The 18349-nt window shown below is 39.0% G+C and carries 11 protein-coding genes and 1 pseudogene; 1 reads left to right on the top strand and 11 read right to left on the bottom strand.

What is annotated here, in order from left to right:
• Positions 1 to 138 precede the first annotated feature (138 nt).
• The 11 genes and pseudogenes from KQP79_RS12735 to KQP79_RS12685 all read right to left on the bottom strand — a co-directional run bounded on the left by KQP79_RS12735 (position 139) and on the right by KQP79_RS12685 (position 17380).
• On the bottom strand, positions 139 to 1128 hold the full coding sequence (locus tag KQP79_RS12735; protein WP_004310013.1) for a FecR family protein: 990 nt from the start codon (positions 1126 to 1128) through the stop codon (positions 139 to 141).
• 47 nt (positions 1129 to 1175) lie between these two features.
• Positions 1176 to 1715, bottom strand: a complete 540-nt coding sequence (locus tag KQP79_RS12730; RefSeq protein ID WP_004310012.1) for an RNA polymerase sigma-70 factor — start codon at positions 1713 to 1715, stop codon at positions 1176 to 1178.
• Between the two features lie 261 nt (positions 1716 to 1976).
• A pseudogene (locus tag KQP79_RS12725) lies at positions 1977 to 4324 on the bottom strand (glycoside hydrolase family 3 N-terminal domain-containing protein).
• A 73-nt stretch (positions 4325 to 4397) separates the two neighbouring features.
• A complete protein-coding gene (locus KQP79_RS12720; protein ID WP_004310010.1) occupies positions 4398 to 5474 on the bottom strand; it encodes a DUF1573 domain-containing protein in 1077 nt (358 codons plus the stop codon).
• A gap of 65 nt (positions 5475 to 5539) precedes the next feature.
• Positions 5540 to 6814, bottom strand: coding sequence for a BT_3987 domain-containing protein (locus KQP79_RS12715; protein ID WP_224440802.1), 1275 nt, complete (start codon positions 6812 to 6814; stop codon positions 5540 to 5542).
• A gap of 30 nt (positions 6815 to 6844) precedes the next feature.
• Positions 6845 to 8059, bottom strand: a complete 1215-nt coding sequence (locus KQP79_RS12710; protein ID WP_004319707.1) for a DUF1735 and LamG domain-containing protein — start codon at positions 8057 to 8059, stop codon at positions 6845 to 6847.
• A gap of 22 nt (positions 8060 to 8081) precedes the next feature.
• Positions 8082 to 9167, bottom strand: coding sequence for an endo-beta-N-acetylglucosaminidase family protein (locus tag KQP79_RS12705; RefSeq protein ID WP_004319710.1), 1086 nt, complete (start codon positions 9165 to 9167; stop codon positions 8082 to 8084).
• Between the two features lie 24 nt (positions 9168 to 9191).
• Positions 9192 to 10805: a SusD/RagB family nutrient-binding outer membrane lipoprotein gene (locus KQP79_RS12700; protein WP_022199280.1), complete on the bottom strand. Its 1614-nt coding sequence runs from the start codon at positions 10803 to 10805 to the stop codon at positions 9192 to 9194.
• Positions 10806 to 10828: 23 nt separating this feature from the next.
• On the bottom strand, positions 10829 to 14122 hold the full coding sequence (locus KQP79_RS12695) for a SusC/RagA family TonB-linked outer membrane protein (protein ID WP_004319711.1): 3294 nt from the start codon (positions 14120 to 14122) through the stop codon (positions 10829 to 10831).
• Between the two features lie 251 nt (positions 14123 to 14373).
• A complete protein-coding gene (locus KQP79_RS12690) occupies positions 14374 to 15294 on the bottom strand; it encodes a FecR family protein (RefSeq protein WP_008648521.1) in 921 nt (306 codons plus the stop codon).
• A 94-nt stretch (positions 15295 to 15388) separates the two neighbouring features.
• Positions 15389 to 17380, bottom strand: coding sequence for an SUMF1/EgtB/PvdO family nonheme iron enzyme (locus tag KQP79_RS12685; RefSeq protein ID WP_004319714.1), 1992 nt, complete (start codon positions 17378 to 17380; stop codon positions 15389 to 15391).
• Positions 17381 to 17553: 173 nt separating this feature from the next.
• On the opposite strand from KQP79_RS12685, the gene KQP79_RS12680 reads away from it, so the two are divergent.
• The gene (locus KQP79_RS12680; RefSeq protein WP_004302268.1) at positions 17554 to 18117 is read left to right on the top strand and encodes an RNA polymerase sigma-70 factor; all 564 of its coding nucleotides are present in this window, start codon (positions 17554 to 17556) and stop codon (positions 18115 to 18117) included.
• Positions 18118 to 18349 lie beyond the last annotated feature (232 nt).

Genomic DNA, 18349 nt, shown 5'->3' with positions numbered 1-18349 from the left:
TATTCATCAAAGATTTAAGCCGGTAGCTTTAATACTAAAAAAGTCATTTCATATCCGGAATCAGGCGGCATCCTTTTTCCGGATACTTTTTTACATAATCAATGATATTTAAGGTTAAACAAAATATTTGTAAGATAATTACTTAATCAGTTTTATATAACATACATTCTCTTCTATTTTATAATCAAATCCTCCTACTACTTCTTTCATAATATCCATAATTTCTCCAATATCCGAGTTTTTACGGAAACTAAAATTATATTTATCATTACTGAAATGACTGGTATTACATTGGAATGTGATATTAAAGCGACGCTCCAATTCAGCTATGATTTCTTTCATCGTATCTCCGCGGAATATATACAATCCCTTTTGCCAAGCTGTTACAGCTTCTACATCAGCATTAGCTAACACTACTTGACCACTATTTTTTTGATATATAATTTGCTGTCCCGGATGTAGTATATAGTTTCTTCTTTCTTCATCACAATCTACTTTTATCTTCCCATGAAGTAATGTTGCAACAATTTCATTACTTTCCGGATAAGCACCCACATTAAACTCTGTCCCCAAAGCTGTAACAGCCATGCTTCCCGATCTCACAATAAATGGTTTCTCCGGATCCTTTTTCACCTTAAAATTAGCTTCTCCTACCAAATATACCGTGCGAGTATCTCCTTTGAAAGCTTCCGGATAAAGTAATAAGGTTCCGGAATTAGTCTGTACTTTACTTCCATCGGGTAGTTCGATTGTAATCATATCACCAGCAGGAGTGAATTTTTCTATCATAGCAACTTCCGAATACATATTCTTAGCATAAAAGAAAGTTCCTGAAATAGCAACAGCCAGTACAACTACTGCAACTGCTGCATATTGCCATATCTGCATTCGGAATTTTCGCACAGTTTTTTGTTGACCTGCACCTATCTTATTATATACATTAGAAAGAGAAGCCCATGTACCCGCATCAGCTTTACCGTCAGTTTCACTCCATAGTGTATGTAAAGCAGCCTCTTTTTCATCAGAATGCTCTTTATCCACCAGCCATTGATGCACTTCTTCAATTACTTTCTCACTATGCTTGGAAGCTGTGAATACACTAATTATTTTTTGAATATAATTCTCCATTTTTCTGTTGCCTTATAATATATAGACAACTAGCTAAAACAGACTACTCAATAGAAACAGAAAAAAAATGCAATTAAAATGACTTTTTTTAATTCTTGCAAAGCTAAATAGATATGTCGTTCTACAGTCCGAACGGAAAGCTGCAGATTATCAGCTATTTCCTGATTACTCATTCCTCTTTGCCGGCTCATAGAAAAAACTTTTCTCCGTTGCTCTGGCATATTATCTAAAGTAAGTTTTATTAAAAGTTGGAGTTCTTTTGCATAAAGCTTATCATACATATCAAATTCATAAGAAGGAGAATTTTCTTGAGATAGTTTTTCCTGATAATTAAGTTCTACGGACTGATGTTTCAGGAAGTTATAAATCTGATTACGAGCCATTGTATAAATATAGCTATCCCATGTCTCTTTATTCTCCCAAATCTCTGGATTATCCCACAGTTTGACGAATATATCCTGGGCAATATCTTCTGCATCTTCTTCCGAATGTAGGATTTTCCATGCGAAAGCTTTTACTTTAGGAAAAGTAAGAATGAAAAATTGTTCAAATTTTCTCTTCTTTTCTTGTTCTTTTATGTGTGTCATCAAAGATCGTCCGGTTAGATTTATTTTTTATGAGAGCCAAAAATAAACGCTTTTATCAAAAAAAACAAATAATAACAACGATAAAAATAAATATATTTATGTCATCCAGTCATCTACCACGCCAATAAGTCGTTCTAATAAGGGTCATTACCAACCCAAATAGAAAAAATATATTTTCTTCTTGAACATGATGACATAATCATATTTCTATAGTGTACTCATACAGTGTCATGATTATTGACACTATATGAGCAAATTAACTTATTTCACAGAAATCGTCTTTGATAATCTGATATCATCCGACGCTGCTCCAATCATCAGCTGGAAGCTTCCCGGTTCTACGATTCGCTCCATTTTTTGATTGATAATGGATAAATCCTCTTCTACCAAAGTGAATACAATTGTTTTTTTCTCTCCCTGCTTCAAAAAGAAACGCTTAAAATGTTTGAGTTGCCGAAGTGCCCGGACTACAGAAGCATACTCATCACGAATATAAAGTTGAGCCACTTCTTCACCATCATACTTTCCTGTGTTTTCTACATCAAATGATATTTCAAAATGCAAAGGCGCTTGTTGTGTCACTTTTAAATTGGAATATTCGAAAGTTGAATAACTTAATCCATATCCAAATGAATACAATGGGGAGGCAGACATTTCTACATAATCGTGACATTTAGGGGCTTTCTTATTATAATATACGGGAATTTGTCCCTCTGACCGGGGAACAGAAACAGGCAAGCGACCTGCCGGATTATAATCACCAAATAAAACATCAGCAATGGCATCCCCCCCTCTTGTCCGGGATAATAGGCGGTCAGCAATGCATCTGCATGTTCCGCTGCCCAATTTTTATTTAATGGACGTCCCTCAATGTAAACCACAATCAGGGGCTTTCTCGTTGATTTCAAGGATTCTAGTAATTCCAGCTGTTTTCCTAACAAAGAAAGAGTTGCACGATCAAAGCCTTCTCCACACTCCATATCACTGATTTGGCTTTTATCTGCAATAGCAGCTCCCGTCTCTTTATAAGTCGTTTTAAAATCACGAGCACTGGAACCACCCACTACTGCAATCACCACATCTGCACGATTAGCAGCTTCAACTGCTTTCGCTATTTCATTGTTGGTAGTATCACGGATAGCGCAACCTCTTACATACTCAACACGTGAAAGAGATAATTTAGAAATGATTCCATCCAGTACCGTTTTTATATTTTCGTCTTTTTGGGGAGCTGTATAATCACCCAGCATATTATAACAATTATCTGCATTTGGGCCAATTACCGCTACTTTACGGATGTTTTTACTCAAAGGCAGAATGTCATGCCTATTCTTTAATAAAGTCACCGATGCTTGTGCCATCCGTCGTGCATTGGCAATATGATTTGCATTACGAACTCTTTCAATCGCTATTTGGGGATCTACGTATGGATTTTCAAACAATCCCATTTCAAATTTTAATCGTAGAACCCTGCAAACGACTTCATCAATAATAGCCTCTGACAAACGTTTCTCTTTTACAGCCCGATAAATATTCGTATAAGCTTCTCCACCTAAGTCAACATCTACTCCGGCAGAAACTGCTTGAATAGCCGCATCCTCTATAGAAGAAGCCGTATAATGACTTTCATATATTCCTTCAATACTATATAAATCGGAAACAACAAAACCTCTAAACTTCCACTCATTTCGCAACAGTTGATTCAGCAAATATGAGTTGGCAGTACATGGGATTCCGTCTATTGAATTATAAGAAGTCATCACAGAAAGAGCACCAGCATCAATCGCTTTTTTAAAAGGCGGTAGGAAGTTTTCATGCAATTCTCTCATTCCAACTAAAGCTTGATTCCCATTCTGTCCGCCCTCCGGTACGGCATAGGCTAAAAAATGCTTTAGAGTAGCTATCGTACTGTTTTTCCGGGAAATATTTCCGTTGATTAATCCATCTACCATTGCCGCCCCCAAAGTCCCGCTTAATACCGGATCTTCCCCAAATGTTTCTTCCACGCGGGACCAACGGGGATCACGGGTCAGATCAAGTACGGGACCGTAACTAATATGCCCACCTTGGGAACGAATTTCTTTAGCGATAACTTGACCAACTTCTTTTACTAACTCCGGTGACCAGGTAGCCGCCATTCCGATACCCGTAGGAAAAACAGTAGTACCAATTGCCATGTGCCCATGAGGGGCTTCTTCTGCTAAAAACATCGGAATTCCCAGACGGGTATTCTCCATCACATACTTTTGCAATGCATTTCCTGCCTTTGCTGCCAGTTCCGGATTAAGTCCATTTGCTATAGTTTTCTTTGTCCAAGGATCGGCACGATAGGTTGCCCAAAGCATTCCTACATTCCTTTCTTTGATTAATTGCTTGAACTTTTCGGAAGGATGAACTTCACTACCATGGATTTCATACATTTCCCAACCTAAAGGACAAAGTAACTGACCGACCTTTTCTTCTAAAGTCATGCGGGAAAGTAAATCTGAAAGTCTTATATCTATCGACAAACAGCGATCTTTGTAAGCAGGTAACGAGGGAGAGGATTGAGTAAACCCCAAAGTACATACCATCTGTACTATCACCAAGATATACAATCGTTTTATCATAATGTTATATGCAGTAAAATGACTCAATTAATTTATAGTGTATTTCTAATCTTTCAAATAGAGATATTCAATCCTACTTACCTATTTCTCCTTCAAATATAACTGTATGTACAGGTTGATGAGCATCATTTGTTATCAACTTGACCTTTGCATCCAATAGATGGTTTGAAGATGATACATTTAATTCAAACAGAACCTCCAGACACTCATTTTGCTTCAAAACCTTTTCACCCCGGATATTAGTAGAAACAAATTCCGGACATTCTATCTTGCGGATAATAAGAGGATTCGCCCCTTCATTAGTAACTTTTACTTTTCGCTGAATATGCTTTTTTAATGAGATATTCCCCAAATTAAAATAAGATTGTGAACATTTCATCCGGGGAGCAGTTGCCGTGCTTACTTTTCTCATATCATCAATCACTGTACCAAAGATTTGTATAGGAGAACTGTGTACGGAATTGGCACTAATAATAATCTTATCTTTAAATGTACCGTAAAAGCCTTTTAAAGGAGAAGCTGTTATTTTTATAGTCGCATAAGATCGACCTTGAAGAGATGATGGCATAGAAATCGACAAACATCCGCTCTTATCCAACAGCGAGTATGACAACCTGACCATTTTATCCGATCGGTTATAGATTCTAATTTCCAATTGTTTTGGCCTCCCATTATGTTGTAACAGATCATAAGATAGAGTCATTCGGTCTGCCAAAATATCTGATGATAAAGAATAAGGATATTCATCCTCTATACGATTCATTGTATTTATCGTGCCTTTTACCCAAAGAGTATTGACACTTTGCCCTGAATTAGAAACAACCCTTATACTCTTAGAGAAAAAGTTTGTTCGCCCTTTAGGATCGAAAGTTACGGTAATAGTGCCTGTATGCCCTGGTTTTACAGGTTGTTTACTATAAACAGAAATGGCACACCCACAAGTTGAAATCACTTCTTCAATCACAACCGGAGAAGTATGCATATTAGTAAAATGAAAAGTATGACTCACTTTGCCTCCTACTTCCTGAATATTACCAAAATTCCAAGTAGTAGTATCAAAACGCAATACAGCTCTTCCCTGTTGTTGCGCACATACGCCAACAATAGAGCACAGTAAAACGATCAAAGCTGACATAAAACGTTTCATCATCATTTCTTTAAGTTAATATTGGGAGCTACGTAAAAACACAATAACTCCCAATATAAAATCACATTTTAATTATCTTGAGGCAAATCATTGAATTCTGCATTCCAAATGATATTTGCCGAAGCCGGGAAAGTTAAATCACGCCCATTGCCCGAACTGTCCTTCAATGTATTTCCTTCTCCTTCATCCAATTTCCAATAGCCATATAAGTCCGAAGAAGATGGAGAAGCTATTGTACGCAAGTTAGCTTTTACTTCTTCCGCTGTCAGACACTTCTTCCACATACGAATATCAGAAATCAGACCATCAAAATACATACTTGAACTTGTATTACCAAACTGAATACCAGTCAACGTATATCCCACCTTGAATCTTTGAGAAGAGGATGGTCCCCAACGTTTAGTAGGTTTTGCAGAAGCAACTTCCTCACCGTTAATATATAAACGATAAGCAACCTCAGTATTCTGGCCCGTTTTCGTTCCGTCACAAGTAATAGTCAACCTAACCCATTGATTAGCCGGCAACGTTATATTTTGATTAGCCAATGTCAAGTCACATTGACGATTACCAATATTAGACGCTCCCGTTGCACCAGTTACACGTAGTTCACAACCACTAAAAACCTCATTATTATTGTTGGTATCCTTACCACGCCATGTACCTATATAATTAGTTCCACTGTGCCAATTATATGGATATACAAGCATTTCAAACGTATGTGTATTATCTTCAATCGTAACTACTTCATCATTTGCGAAACTTAACGTACGATACATATCCGTTGAATAAGAACTCATATTCAATCCCGGTATATAATCCAATTCCCCATCAATGCTAATCGTAAAATAAGAAACAGAACGAGTGTCCGTTACAAATTGTCCTACACACGTTTCATCTATTGTTGCAACAATAGGAAGCAAATATTCTTCACCTTCCACCAAACCGAACAATGATGAAAACTTAACTGATAAGGAATTGGATTCTTGCTGTCCTGCCTTCACTATCGCATTTTTAGCTTGCAACTCATAGACAAAAGCGGGCATCATCTTATAAGACGTGTTATTTGCAGCGTTATAAGCCTCTACCATACTTTCGTCCACGGCAATGTCACACAATAAAGTAGTAGCAGCAGGTTTATCCAGTTTGATAGTATAATCATAGACATAGCTTCCTGCATCCAGTATCTCCCTATAATCAATAGAAACAGGTCCTGCCTCCGACTGTGGCATCTCTATTGTCGGCAATTCAATAAAATCATTGTCATCATCCGAACAAGATGTGAATCCTACTCCTCCCAATAAAACAAGCAAAAGGAGAGTTAATCTATTTATATTGTTTTTCATTATCATACAGTCTATTCATTTATTATTACCTTATTCAAGACATTTATTCGTATCATCATAAGTCCAGTCAATCGTGATTCCATTCTTATAACTGATATCACGCTTTGACGGAGATAAATCATAGAAAGTAGTTCCTTCTCCTTCATTCATTCTCCAATAAGACACAAGCCCATTGGTAGAAGGGTCTACCCCACATACATTTGCTTTAATTTCACGAGCAGACAAAGGACGAGTCCAAAGACGCATCTCACTCAAACGACCATAAAACAATTGTGAAGATTGATAACCTTTTGAAGGCATACCGATCTGTACTCCATAAAGCGCATATTCATACGGAGCAACTGTCATTGAGTTATCTTTCTCTCCATTGATATACAATGTCAACGTACTGCCGTCATTTACCAAGGCAACAGCATACCAGGTATTTAAAGCAAAGCGAGTATTCGATGACATTTTACCCTGTTTAGTTGTTACATGCAACTGGTTCGGTTCATCCGTTCCTTCACCAAAACGAAGCAGGTTCTGGTCACATTTAAAGCCTCCATCATCAATCGCTCCCCCTTCTACAGATGCTTCACTACCTCCAAATGAGCAAACACGGGTAGTACCGGAAGCTCCGGAAGAACGGAATTTAGTGGCGTAAATCTTCACTTCCCATGTATAAGTAGGCAAAGAAGGAATAGGATCCGGAAGCAAAAATTGATAAGCCATAGAAGCCTGTCCTACATACGGAGCATGGAAACGCAATGTTCGAGATACTTTCAGGAAAATAGTACGCCCTGCTTCTATAATATCCAAATCTCCCGTCGCACTTTTTATGGTAACCGGTATCAAATAAACACGTCCCGGAACAAATTCCGAATCATCGGCAATTGAAAGAGAGGCAGCAGAAGAAATTGCCTGTCCTGCTGAAATAGTAACCTCCGGATTTTCAAATGTATATGATTTATCCGGAATGGGATAATAATTGGTTCCCATTTCCTCATTATAAGTATCAACCAGACTTGCATCAACAGCCAGATTCACCTGAATATCCGATTCAACGCGAGAAGTTGAAGTCACAGAAACAGCATACGCAGATGGAAATCCATCAATGGCGAACTTTACCAATCTATCCGAAGATGTTCCGGTCATTAACAACCCGTCACCTTTTTGAGCGGCTTCCTGGCATCCCAGCAGCATAAAAGAAGCTATTCCTATCAAAGCAGCTCCCCATATCTTTTTTATATTATTCAATGTTTTCATACCTTGCATACAAATTTAAAATTCATCCATTTTCTTCTTCCGTTTCTTGTTTAGTAGACTGTTGTACAGGCTTTCCGGCAGGATTTTGTTCCTGAATACCACGCCGAAGGCTATAATAAGGAATAGCGGCTTTCTCTTTATCACCTATAGCCTGATTAGCAGGACGAGTGGTATTGTATTCATATTCAAAATAATATCCACCGAATCCGCCTTTTCGTCCTTGTGTAGGATTCCAGCGTGCCATACCTATTACAGAATAGATTGGATTGCCCCATGAATCTACTTTATTTCCATCGGCTTCCGTAAATTCGACTCCACCATTCTGCCAGTACCATCCCATTTGTTCCGTAGCAACGAATTTTTCAGGAGGACACCAGCTGCTAAGCTGGTCAAATTTAGATTGCAAACTTTGAGCACTACCGGTGGTGTAACATTGTCGTACAAAATAATCGACATAAGGTTCTGTTTCCTTAGGAGGCAGCTGATTATAGAAGTCAACAATTAATAATTTGCCTGTACCCGATTGAGGACCGAAATAATTTCCCAATACCTTTATAAACTTTGTAAAGTTATCATTTTGCAACCAGTCGCCTTCCGGTTCGTAGTCCAAGTCCAAACCATCCAGATCATTACGCAACACACATCTCGCAAGATGCAAAGCATAAGCCTCGATACCTGCGTCGGTTTTAGGAAACTCCGTACTTCCAATACGGCAAATCGTACACATCACAACGCGAGTCCCCTTTACTGTACGGATATAATTCATTTCCTCATAAGCAGTCGGCAAATAACGCTCGTTATAATAACTCGTTTCTACATAAGCCGGATTGTTGGAAGGAATACCTGACCACAGACTGACAATGTCCAGACTATCCGGCAGACCAGTGAAATGAAGCCCCTGCGAAGGAGATGCTTCTGAAGTATAACCGGCATACCAGCCGAAACAAATAGCATGATCTGTTTTCTTATATTCACGCAGGTTCTGATAATATTCTTCATTATAAGTATTAGCTGCCTGTATAACTTCCGGTTCAATATCCGTATCACAACCACTCACAACAAATGTCAAGAGATAGGTGAACAAAAAATATACATAATTTCTTTTCATATTCTGCATTATTTAAGTAACCAATTATTTATTAGGCACATCCCACCACAATCTGACACCCGGGTTATCTACGCCACCTAAAAGTGTGATGCCTTTATCCAACTCTGTTCTATTCGTATTATATTCCGATTCCGGATAAGGTAATCTGCGGATTTGTATATTTGTGTCTACAGAACCTCCGGAACTTTCGTTCACAACAACCGGAAATACTTTCGGATAACCGGTACGGCGGAACTCTGTCCATGCCTCTTGTCCCACCGGATAAAGAGCAATGTACTTTTGAGTAATGATTTGTTCCAGATTTGTTTTAAAATCTCCCGATTCATCCCAAGCGATAGAAACAGTCCCCAAAGCATCCATGGAATGAGATGATGTCACCGGATCCTCATAATTGGCAGGCACATATCCACCCGCCGCAGTTCTTGTCAGATACGCGTCAGCTCCTGATACACCATGTTCATCAAATGACATTCTTATTCCATCTTCATAATACTTTTTAGCATCGGCATTCGTTCCCCAACGCAAAGCATATTCCGCCAACAAGAAATATGATTCAGATGAACGCATCCACACTACATTGGAAGTAGCGGTTGCCTGTGGTTCGGCAAAGATTCCTGTTATATATTTATCCTTACTTACGTCCTTTGACATTCCGGCTCTTATACCCCGATATTTTCCACCCGTACCTGCCTCGAAGTAAGCAGAAAGTCGTGGATCCTGATAACCATTCATGTATGAATCCAGCGTCGCTCCCATACAAATATCATCCCATCCTTTCAGAATATACAGAGGACTTTCATAAGTCGCTATCGGAGTAATATGCTGAAGTTCTGCTAAATCAGACTTCACATTCATCAATCCATAACTATTGCCAATAGCCAGTTGGGCTTCACTTTTTGCCTTTGTTTCATCCACATAGGCAAGATGCAATGCAAGACGCAAACGAAGTGAATTGGCAAACTTTATCCAAGATGTAACATCACCGTTGAACACACAATCCCATGATGACAAAACTTTACTTCCGGATGCAGCATAACTATCCAAGTTATTGATAGCTCCATCCAATTCTTCAAAGAATCTGTAATAAACATCCTTTTGCGAATCATAAGGCACTTCTTTTGAAACTCCAAAATTCAAATAAGGAATAGGGCCATAGGTATCTGTCACACGATGCATTGCCGCTACTTTCAGAATTTGTGCCATAGAAAACCGGGGATCTTCGTCATTGTTAATCGCTTTTCTTATTTCACGCCAGGCATTCATAGTCGTCAGGTAATTGGTAGTGAACATATCACCATACCAACTTCTTTTATCCCAATTGTAACGACCGGCAGAATTGATACTGGGAGCAGGAAAACCAAAATAGCCGACATAACCATCTCCACCCATCACTTCCACAGTCTGATATCTGTCCGAACCGATATTAAGTCCCGGTTGTGCTACCACCAGTACGTTCTGCTCCATCTGTAAAAGAAGAGAACCAGTTCTCACATTATCCCAATCCGTCATCTCATCGGTTGCTTCATTAGGATTGGTATTGTACTCCAAAAAATTCTTTGTACAACCTACATTTATCATGATTACTCCAAGGAGTAAGTAGTAGTTCCTTACTTTAAAAAACTTACGTATGTTCATCATTATTTTTTTTAAAGGTTATCCAATTAGAAAGAAATCTTTGCAGAAAATCCCATCGATCTCAAACTCGGTTGCATGAAATAGTCCATACCCTGGTTATAAGTACCTGTACTTGCAGTAGATTCCGGGTCAAATGGAGCCTTACAATATAGCATCCATAAATTACGTCCTACAAAGGACACATTCAATCCAGAAATCCATTTACACCATTTATTGATCGGAATATCATATCCCAATGTCAATTCTCCCAAACGAACATTCGTCATACTATATACATACATAGAACCTACATAACCTGTACCATTAGCTCCGATAGTCTGATACCATGTCTGGGCATCAATCATCTGGCCGTTTACTTTCACGCCACCATTATCCCGCGCTTCTGCCGATGTCTTAGACACTCCATAATAGTCCATTACAGCTTGAGTGGCAGAAACTCCGATACCACCTACACGGGCATTCAACATAAATCCGAGACTGATTCCTTTCCAATTAAATTCATTTCTCCAGCTAAGAGTATATTTCGGATTGGTATTACCAGCATAGACATAATTATTCTTATCTGTTTCCAATGTACCCGTCATTGAATTCATCCAGATATGTCCATGCTCATCAGTTCTCATTGTATTCACATATACATCTCCCATAGAGCCCCCTACTGTTAGCCGCTGTTTGGCACCGCCTAACGAATAGACATCCATTTCGTCCAGATGTACTGTCACTCCCAACTCTTCATTTGTATATTCAGGGAGTAATTGGTCAATGCGGTTTCTGTTGAGCGACCATAGTAAAGTTGTTTTCCAATCTACAGGCCCTATATTCTGTTTAAAGCCAAGAGCTAACTCAATACCTTTATTCGTTACTTTACCTGCATTTACATATAATTTAGAATATCCGGTTGTTGTAGAAATTTCCGGACTGAAGAGCTGATTCTCCGTATATGTCTTATAAGCTGTCACGTCCAGTGTCAGTTTATTATCAAACAGACCTAAATTAAATCCTCCTTCCCATGAATGAGTTCTCTCCGGTTTAAGGTCTTTTATCGGGAAATAAGAAGTGGTATTCAACCCTCCCAACACTGCGTAAGTAGTGATAGCCCTGAATCTTTCCGGTGCATTACCCACCTCACTATATGAAAGGCGGACCTTTGCATAAGAAAGAATGTTAGATTTCATTGTAAACATATTAGTCAGAATCGCTGAAGCACCGATAGAAGGATATAATATGGAAGAATGGTTTGTTCCTGCCAAAGCAGATATCCAGTCATTACGTAACGAACCATCTACATAAACCATGCCCTTATATCCTAATGAGAATGTTCCGAATAAAGAATTGGTACGGTCGTGATAGTTCGTATTTTTATAGGTTAATTTACCGGAAACGTTCGCATTGTTAGAAGTAAACAGATTAGGAATGGTCAGCAATCCGCCGCCAAAATTAAGTTCCTTATAATCCAAATCCAATAAACTGGCACCTAAAGATGCTGTCAGATTCCATGTGTCGTGATAGAAATATTTATTGATATTCAACATGGCATCCGCATATATCTGACTGGTATTCTTGTTCGATTGCACGTATGCTCCTTTATCCGAGTTTTCAGCAATCACATTCAAAGTGGAAGCATACATTTTCTTTTCCGAGTTGATAGTTTCCTTATCCAGTTTCACGCGTCCGGAAACATTCAACCAATCTGTTATCGTATATTTTAGTGAACCGCTTGCCAGAAAACGGTCTTTCTTGTTGGTATACATATTCCGGTTCGTAATCCAGTAAGGATTCTGCATGGATAATCCATTTTCTTTCAATGGCCAGAACTGTGTTTTTATGTTACGGTCTACATCATATCGTTCATAATACTGATATTTCGAGAAATCATCACCGCGCGGAAATAAATAAACGGGAACCAATGGATTGGCATACTCTCCTTGCGACAACATATTCTGTTCCTTTACATTAGAATACATAAAACTTAAATCCATCGTCAGTTTATCATTCAGCATAGAGGTCGTGTTACGAACAGAGAAATTATATCTGTCCAAGTCATTATTCTGAATGATACCCCGGGCATTCACAGCACCTACGGATACATAGGTTTGATTTTTTTGTGTCCCTGTAGTCAGACTTACAGTGTTTGCTACATTGTAACCTGTCTGAAAAAAATCTTTAACTTCATAATCGGTAGGAGATGACAATTTAGATGCCCAACTATACCACTCTCCAGTTTCCGAACCATACGTATTCTGGAATTCCGGCAATCGGAATGGTGAATAGAAAGTTGAATTATTACTGTAAGTCAATCTGGTTTTATCTACAGCTCCTTTCTTCGTTGTGATAAGTACCACACCATTGGCAGCAGCCGAACCGTATAGTGCAGCGGCGGCCGATCCGCTAAGTACTGAAATTGATTCTATATCATCAGCGTTGAAGTTAGCCAATCCGTCACCGGATTGTCCGGCACCCGTATACTGATCGTCGGGTTGTTCACCTGATATATTAGCCAAAGGAACTCCATCTACTACATATAGAGCGTTGTTATTACCTGATATAGACTTCGTACCACGCATTACCACACGGGCACCGCCTCCAATACCGGATGAACTTGCATTGATATTCACACCCGCCACCTTACCGGCAAGACTGCTCATCACATTCATATCTTTCGCCTTTGCCACTTCGTCGCCGCCAATCTGCTGCACATTGTATGTCAAAGACTTGGTTTCGCGTTTAATGCCCAAAGCCGTTACAACAACCTCATTCAAGACTTTTGCATCTTCCGTCATCACAATGGAAAGCGATTTATTATCTGTAACCTTCACCTCTTGAGAAGCATATCCAATATAAGAGATCTCCAATACCGCTCCCTTTTTAGCTTGAATCTGAAAGTTTCCGTCGAAATCTGTAATAGCACCGGTAGTTGTCCCTTTTACTTTCACATTCACTCCGATCAAAGGTTCTCCTTTTGTATCTTTCACTGTACCTTTTACCTGAATAGTCGGATCTTGCTCTGTTACATTCAATTTATTGGTAGACAAGATAATCTGCTTATCAACCACTGTATAAGTAATGTTGGTTCCTTTAAATACCTCATCAAGAATATCCAGGATCTTACCTGAATTGTTTCTCACAGAAACAATACGATTCTTCTGAATTGTTTTATCATTATAAAGGAAAACATAGTCGGACGTCTCCTCTATTTTATTCAGTACCTGTTCTACAGATACATTGTTCATTGAAATGGCAACCCGCGTTCGCTGGGCATAGCCATCTTCGGCAGAAAGTTGTAATACTACTGCGAAAAGTAGTGCTAGACTAATCCTCATAACTAAAGGAAGTTTTAGATTTAAAGCATATTTAGGACATAATGCTGTAAATGAATGATTTTTTTTCATACATTTGTGGCTAACTAAAGTTTATTACTAAATGAACTATGGTTTGATTCCGGCTAGTGTTTGCGAGACCTTGTACCGTGAATCTGGAAAATTCGGAGGAAGACAGCTGTTGGTAGCAGCTTTCTTCCTTTCTTTTATTCTCTTGTGTTATTCCATGGGCTTTTATTTTAAGGGTTACTACTCTAATATAAATCTACTCTAATTTTAGTCTTTGATAATGTATCATCTGCCTGTTGTTGCGGTTCTTCAATTTTCCATTTTAAATCGGCAGACCTGGCCAGATAATCCAATATCTGCGACAGAGTTTCAGTCCGGAAAGTAGCCCGGTACTTATATTCTTTTCCAGACCTATTGTTAAACTGAATTTCTACATTGAAATGTCGTTCCAGACGCTTCAGGATTTCTTCTAATGAAGCATTTCTGAAAATTAGTTTTCCATCTTTCCAAGCTATCTTTCCATAGACATCCACTTTATTTTTTTTCGACTTTTGACTCTGTTTGTCGTAAAGCAACTGTTCTCCAGGAGCCAATACGATTGTTTCCTGATCGGGGGTTATCACATTTACCTTACCCTTTTCCAATACTGTTTCTATATAATTATCATCCTCATAAGCAGCTACATTAAATTTGGTACCATAAACATATACGCTCAAGCCATTCGGAGTATTTACATAGAAAGGACGATCTTTGTCTGCCTGCACTTCGAAATATGCCTCACCCTTCAGTTCTACCAACCGGTTGTCTTTCTTGAAAGTGGTAGGATAACGCAATGTACTACCTGCATTCAACCATACTACAGAATGATCCGGAAGTTCATAACGTATGACAGAACCGGTAGCGGTTACCACCTCTGCATATTTCTCGTCGGTTTCTGTTCCACTAAAATATAAATATCCCAAAACCAGAGAAGAGAGAAATAAAGGTATAGTCAGAAATGCTGCATAACGCATCAGTTGATTATACATGTTCTTTCTTCTATTAGTTTTTATTTTGGTTTGTGCTTGATAATAGGCACCCAATACATCAATGGATTCCATTTCTTTAATATCATCTCCCAATGCTTGTGCTTTACGGAGCAATGATTCCGGACTCATATTTTCCATATTTTCTTTCAAAATCTTATCTTTTAATTGTAATTACACTTATAATACAACTGAAGTAATTGGAAAAGGACAGCAAAAACAAACTTTTTTTATTTTATTTTTCGAGCCATGCCAAATTGAAGCGGTAATGCAATCGGCTACTAAGGATATGAACCACATTATCAGGAGTTTGTGTTCCTGCAAGATAGCCACGTGGTTCAGCATGATTTTCATCCATTTCGAAATATCCCGTCCATGCTCCACCGTTTAAAAAACGATATTCACCGTCCGTCAGTAGTTTTCTTACCGGCCATGTTTTTCCCTCATCGTAGGAAAGAGCCGCATACATGCCATATCCTTTCTTCACATTTCCATTTTTATCCTTAAATTCCAGACCACGTTCTTCCAAAGGCGTACGTTGCGGATGGTCTGTGAAAGAAACCAATAGCAAAGGTCCTTCATTCAGTCTCATTAAAACAAGACGCTGACCTCCGTCAATAGGAGGGAGTTCGCTTGCTACATATTTCCAGGTCTTTCCCATATCATCTGATATGCTCATTGGCATTCGGAGCTTTCCTTCTTTATTCCGTATGCTATTACCACGCCCCATAGCCATCAAACTTCCGTTCCCTAATTGTACAATTCCCGCATGGATACCTGCGATTGTACTTCCCGTTCCTCCTTCTTTGAAATCCGGCAAAGGAGCGCCATCCCAAGGATCGCACCATGTTTTTCCTCCATCTTTACTGATTTGAACAGCTGCCCCGTCATGACTGCCGGGACCCGCATCACAGGCTTGAACCAGCCATCCCTCACGTGTGCGAATCGTACCAGCTATTACCTGATGACGTTTGGTATGTTCGGGAGCTATCAGTTTAGGAGTGCTCCATGAAGCACCGTTATCTGTGCTGGTACGTAGTACCATTGCGAGATTCTGCCAGTCTCCCGATGCTTCCACTCCATTGATATGATACAATTTTCCTTTCCCGTCATTGAGCAAAGCGCTTCCTGTCATATTCCGATCCGGAACTTTAAAGAATAAAGAAGCCACATCCCAATCAGTGTGCCCGGCACGCAAGCGGGAACCGAGTACTACCATCCCTCTCCCATTCTCTTCATTTGCAGAAAACCATATTGCCAGCAAATCTCCATTATCACACCACGTAACTGCAGGCTGATGATTATGCAGATAAAATGGGGTATTCGAATCACATACCGGACGTACCACAAATGGTATCGGAGGCAAAAACATCGGTGTGATAGCAGATACTTTTTTCCATTTTATAGATGTATTTTCTACAGATTTCTGATTGAACGGGACAGGGGCAGATGTTCCCGATACATTCAAACGAGTATCTGCTTCCACAATTCTAAATCCGGTTTGGGAATGTTTATCTTCCGGGAGCATAGCCAGTCGATTGGCACTTCGCAAGTATTTCTCCGGGGTGTGATGACTCCCTCCTCGAGTGACCCGAAACTCTCCGGTCAACGGTCCTGCCGGGTCTTTCTGCTTTTCTGCGGAATAAGGAGCATACCAATCCAAGCACCATTCTTCCACATTTCCATGCATATCATAAAGCCCGAATGTATTAGGAGGAGTCTGGGCTACTTTTAAAGATACCGGATCAAAGTCACGAACCACTTTTTGATTCCGATGATAAACTGCAGGTAACCCGTCTCCTGTAGAAAATAGTGTGTATGTGCCTGCCCGACAAGCATATTCCCATTCCGCTTCTGTTGGCAAACGATAGTTTTTGCCTTCTTTCCGGCTAAGCCATTCACAAAAGGCAACAGCATCGGAATAACTCACATTGACGACTGCTTCATCATCTTCCAGCGAAACACCGTTTTTTCCTCGTAATGCCCGATGTTCCGGACGGAATGATTCATATTGCGCATTCGTTATTTCAGTGATTCCCATACGAAACGGGCGAGAGATTATTACCTGATGGATAGGAGCCTCATCAAAATCTTCGCCTAATCCGTCACTTCCCATATAAAAACTTCCGGCAGGTATTTCAGCCATCGGAATAAAAGACTTGGAAACTCCTTGAGAATGTATTGGCAAACAAAAGGTTATAGCCAATAAAAAAAACTTGTTTTTCATATTTTAATCCCGTTTATATATAATACAATCAACCTATATACAAAAGGACAGCCTCATCTGATTATTTTCTATTCATTAGTGTTGAAAGCAAAAAAAAGAATCGAAAATTAGGCTTTGATAATTATCTTATTATATATTTGCAGCAAAATGAAAAACTACAGAACCTCTAAATAATGAAAATATCTTTTTCCAAACAGACTAAGGAACGGGCTTTCAAACAACTTTATGAGGAGTATTATGCCCCATTTTGTTTGTATGCAAAAAGGTTTGTTGATGATAAAGAAACACGTGAAGACATCGTTTCGGATGTATTCACCTCATTATGGGATAAACTGGATACTGATTCTTTTGATCTTCAATCGAACACCGCATTAGCTTACATCAAAATGTGCGTAAAAAATAGCTGCCTGAATTTCCTGAAACATCAGGAATATGAATGGAGCTATGCGGAAAATATACAGAAGAAAGCTCCTGTCTATGAAACAGAACCGGATAGTATATATACTCTTGATGAGCTATACAGAATGTTGTATGAGACATTAAACAAACTTCCCGAAAACTATCGAACGGTCTTTATTAAAAGTTTCTTTGAAGGCAAAACTCATACAGAGATTGCAGAAGAGATGAATCTTAGCGTGAAGTCTATCAATCGATATAAACAAAAAACGATGGAACTTTTACGTAATGAATTAAAGGAGTATATGCCACTATTACTCTTGTTATTTCTTCGTGCATAATCTACATCCTCATGTTCTCTTCCTGGTATATGCCTTTCTTTTGAAAAACAGTCGTACTCTATATATGTATTAGTCCTGTTGTTTATATCACTCTGCTTAATAGTTAGCAGGGGCTTACTTGTGTGGACAGATAAGCTATCAGTTGCAGGGCAGACGCATTAAAAATTATTTTCCTGTAAAAGTTGTGACAAATATTTTTCATCCCATCCCGCTTTTAGTCTTTTCAGATTCA

This window comes from Bacteroides sp. DH3716P (assembly GCF_025914115.1).
Lineage (GTDB): Bacteria > Bacteroidota > Bacteroidia > Bacteroidales > Bacteroidaceae > Bacteroides > Bacteroides ovatus.
The sequence above is the reverse complement of the archived record's forward strand: the minus strand, read 5'-3'. Positions and strand labels throughout refer to the sequence as shown.